Raw genomic sequence first — 3,373 nt, 5'->3', positions numbered from 1 at the left:
GTTGACGTAGGGGGACGTTTCCCGCTCGCTTAGCGCCACAAGCGGCAACCCCTTGAACGGGTCTGTCTCGTTGACGGTATAGCCTGCCGTACGCATGGTCTCGACCACGTTATCTGCGATGGAGGTTCGCCCGATATTGCGAAAGCCTCCGGCAAGGCGACCTGCGATGGTGCTATGACCGCCTTCAAGCAGTTTCCCCAAAACCTCCGAGGCGTCAGTGATGGCGGCAAGAGCCGCCCGCATCACGATAGGCTGCATCGTGAAATGCGTTGGAGACGCCGCAATCAGTCCCGCAGCAAGGCTGTAACTACGCAAGCCGTTGTTGATTTCTATTTCGTCCGCACCCGGCAGTGCAAGCCGCAGATCGATGATGGATGTTTCGTGCGGCAAGGACACGGGCTTGTTGCCGCCCTTGGGGCTGCGGACCTGAACTTGCCGGGGCACCGTCCAGTCTCCGGTGAAAAGCGTCAACGACTGCTCGGGGCTAAGGCACCATTCATCGCCGAACCTTTCGCGCAGATAGTCGGCGCAAAAGGCCCAGAACGACGTGTACCACGCCGTGCTTTCACCTTGTGTCTCCTCCGGTCTGGTGGGGATGTACCAACCCTTCATCACTTCACGAATGAAACCGTTCTTGAGAAGCCGCTCGCGATGCGTACGGCTCATCTGGTTCGTGCGGATCGCAACAACACCTTGGTCTTGGAGCGTCTTCAGGACTTCCAGCGATGCAGCAAGATTTTCAGACGGCGTAGCAATGGAGGACTCATCTAGTTGTTTTTAGGTTATGCAGTATTGCGGTATTTAGGCTTTTAAGTCAATGTATTATTAGGTTATTGTGTGTTTTCATATTTAGGTTATCGTGCTTTACCCTTTCTAGGTTATCGCGCGGCTCACCGGTAGATAGAGTGATTACTCATCGCTCTACTTGTCCGAAAAACATATACAAATTTCGGACAACCGCTTGGCTGCCATGCCTCCTCCTGCCGCGCCTTCAAACTTTCCGAACCCGCGATAATAGAGAGTTAAGCTGGCCCGGCCCCCCGGGCCGGTGCCCATGCCATCCGTGTACATAAACGTGTACATAATCGCGAAAAATCAGACATGTCGAACCTCACATACCTAGCAGAGACGCGGCGGAGACGCACATTTGCTATCATCTCCCACCCGGACGCGGGTAAAACCACGCTGACCGAAAAGCTGCTGCTGTTCTCGGGCGCGATCCAGATTGCAGGCTCGGTGAAGGCGCGCAAGGCCACCCGCCACGCCACCAGCGACTGGATGGAAATCGAAAAGCAGCGGGGCATCTCGGTCGCATCCAGCGTGATGCAGATGCTCTACCGCGACCACGTGATCAACCTGCTGGACACCCCTGGCCACAAAGACTTCAGCGAAGACACCTACCGCGTACTGACCGCCGTGGACTCGGCCTTGATGGTGATTGACGCAGCCAACGGCGTGGAGGCGCAGACCCGCCGCCTGATCGAAGTCTGCCGCCAGCGCGACACGCCCATCATCACCTTCGTCAACAAGATGGACCGCGAAGTGCGCGAGCCGCTGGACATCCTGGACGAGATCGAACGCGAACTCGGCATGCCCTGCGTGCCCATGACCTGGCCCGTCGGCCAGGGCAAGAGCTTCGGCGGCATCATGAATATGCGCACGCAAACCATGACGGTATTCGACTCCGGCAAAGAACGCCTGCCGCAAGAGTTTGAAACCATCGCCCTGGACAACCGCACCGAGCTGATCAAGCGCTTCGGCAGCGAATTTGAAACCGCCGAGCAAAGCATGGAGCTGGCCGCTGGGGCCTCCCCCGCCTGGGACCTGGAGGCCTTTTTGGCCGGTAAACAAACTCCGGTGTTCTTCGGCTCCGGCGTGAACAACTTCGGGGTGATGGAAGTGCTGGACGCACTGGTTGACTTGGCCCCGCCACCGCAGCCACGCACCAGCACCACGCTGGTAAACCGCCAGCCGGTGGTGAAGGAAATCCAGCCCGACGACAAAGCCTTTGCCGGTGTGGTATTCAAGGTGCAGGCCAATATGGACCCGGCGCACCGCGACCGCATTGCCTTCGTGCGCATGGCCTCCGGCAAATACACACCCGGCATGAAGCTCAAGGTGCAGCGCACCGCCAAAGAACTGCGCCCGACCAGCGTGGTGACCTTCCTCAGCCAGCGCCGCGAGGCGGTGGACGAGGCCTATGCGGGCGACATCATCGGCTTTACCACCCACGGCGGGGTGCAGTTGGGCGACACCATCACCGACGGCGCCAGCCTGCAGTTCACCGGCCTGCCCTTCTTCGCGCCTGAGCTGTTCATGACGGTGATTTTGAAGAATCCACTGCGCACCAAGCAATTGCAACAGGGCCTGGCCCAACTGGGTGAAGAAGGCGCCATCCAGGTGTTCCGCCCCAATGTTGGCGGGCCGATGCTGTTGGGTGCCGTGGGCCAATTGCAGTTTGAAGTGGTGCAGCACCGCTTAAAGTCGGAATACGATGCCGACGTACGGCTGGAAGGCTGCCAGTACACCGGTGCCCGCTGGATCACCGCCGACACCCCCGCCGAGCTGCGCGCCTTCACCGATGCCTACCCGATGCGCATGGCCAACGACGCCGCCGAAACCCTGGCCTACCTGTGCACCTCGCCCTACGACGTGCGGCTGGCGCAAGAACGCTTTCCGAAGATCCATTTCCACCCGCTGCGTGAACACGCGGGGCTGGCGCTGCAAAACGCGGGTTGAACACGGACCAACCGCGGAATGAAACCCTCGCCCCAGTTCCTGCGCTTTTGCATGGTCGGCATCGTCGGCCTGGGCGTGGACCTGGCGGTGCTGTATGCAACAGCCTGGGCTTTGGGCTGGTACGGGGCGCGGGTGCTGTCGTTTACCGCTGCGGCAACCGCCACCTGGTGGTTGAACCGGCGTTACACCTTCCAGGCGGCAGATAACACCTCGGTATGGACCCAGTACAGCCGCTACATGGTCTCGATGCTGGGCGGCGCTGTATTGAATTACACGGCCTATGTAGCCACCCTGCACTGGGTCGACCTGCCTGGCAAGGCGGCACTGGGTGTGGCTTTAGGCAGTTGCGCGGGCCTGCTGTCCAACTACCTGACGGCCCGGCACCTGGTGTTTAAAAATCAATCCTGAGGTTCGACCACCAAGCTCGAATCGCAGCCGATCCCCGCTGCCACCCAGCGCCGCGCCCAGCGGCCCAACCACGGAGCCGCCCAGCGCCAGTGCGGACCCAGCACCTCGGCGGGTTGCGCAATGGCACCGCACAGATAGCGGGCCTGCCCATCCTCCCAACGCAAAGCCGCACACGCCCCGGTACGGCGCCCTGACAGCACGATGCCCAGAGGGCACGGTGCCGACA

The 3,373-nt window shown here is 60.6% G+C and carries 3 protein-coding genes and 1 pseudogene; 2 read left to right on the top strand and 2 right to left on the bottom strand.

Features of this window, described 5'->3' with window-relative positions; translation table 11 throughout:
• Positions 1-666: pseudogene (locus ABI213_RS01905) on the bottom strand (cell filamentation protein Fic); the annotation flags it as partial.
• A gap of 435 nt (positions 667-1,101) precedes the next feature.
• On the opposite strand from ABI213_RS01905, the gene ABI213_RS01900 reads away from it, so the two are divergent.
• Both ABI213_RS01900 and ABI213_RS01895 read left to right on the top strand, forming a co-directional pair.
• Complete coding sequence (locus tag ABI213_RS01900; protein WP_348025880.1) at positions 1,102-2,739, top strand: peptide chain release factor 3; 1,638 nt, start codon at positions 1,102-1,104, stop codon at positions 2,737-2,739.
• Positions 2,740-2,757: 18 nt separating this feature from the next.
• Complete coding sequence (locus ABI213_RS01895; protein ID WP_348025878.1) at positions 2,758-3,147, top strand: GtrA family protein; 390 nt, start codon at positions 2,758-2,760, stop codon at positions 3,145-3,147.
• On the opposite strand, the gene ABI213_RS01890 is transcribed toward ABI213_RS01895, so the two are convergent.
• Positions 3,138-3,373: hypothetical protein (locus tag ABI213_RS01890; protein WP_348025876.1), on the bottom strand; the 236-nt coding region annotated here is incomplete at its 5' end. The two genes, ABI213_RS01895 and ABI213_RS01890, sit on opposite strands and share 10 nt — an antisense overlap.

This window comes from Rhodoferax sp., from assembly GCF_039922535.1.
GTDB lineage: Bacteria > Pseudomonadota > Gammaproteobacteria > Burkholderiales > Burkholderiaceae_C > Rhodoferax_B.
The sequence above is the reverse complement of the archived record's forward strand: the minus strand, read 5'-3'. Positions and strand labels throughout refer to the sequence as shown.

Excerpts from the sequence above, each read along its gene's own strand:
- ABI213_RS01895 (WP_348025878.1), top strand. The coding sequence starts at position 2,758 with ATGAAACCCTCGCCCCAGTTCCTGCGCTTTTGCATGGTCGGCATCGTC.
- ABI213_RS01900 (WP_348025880.1), top strand. The coding sequence starts at position 1,102 with ATGTCGAACCTCACATACCTAGCAGAGACGCGGCGGAGACGCACATTT.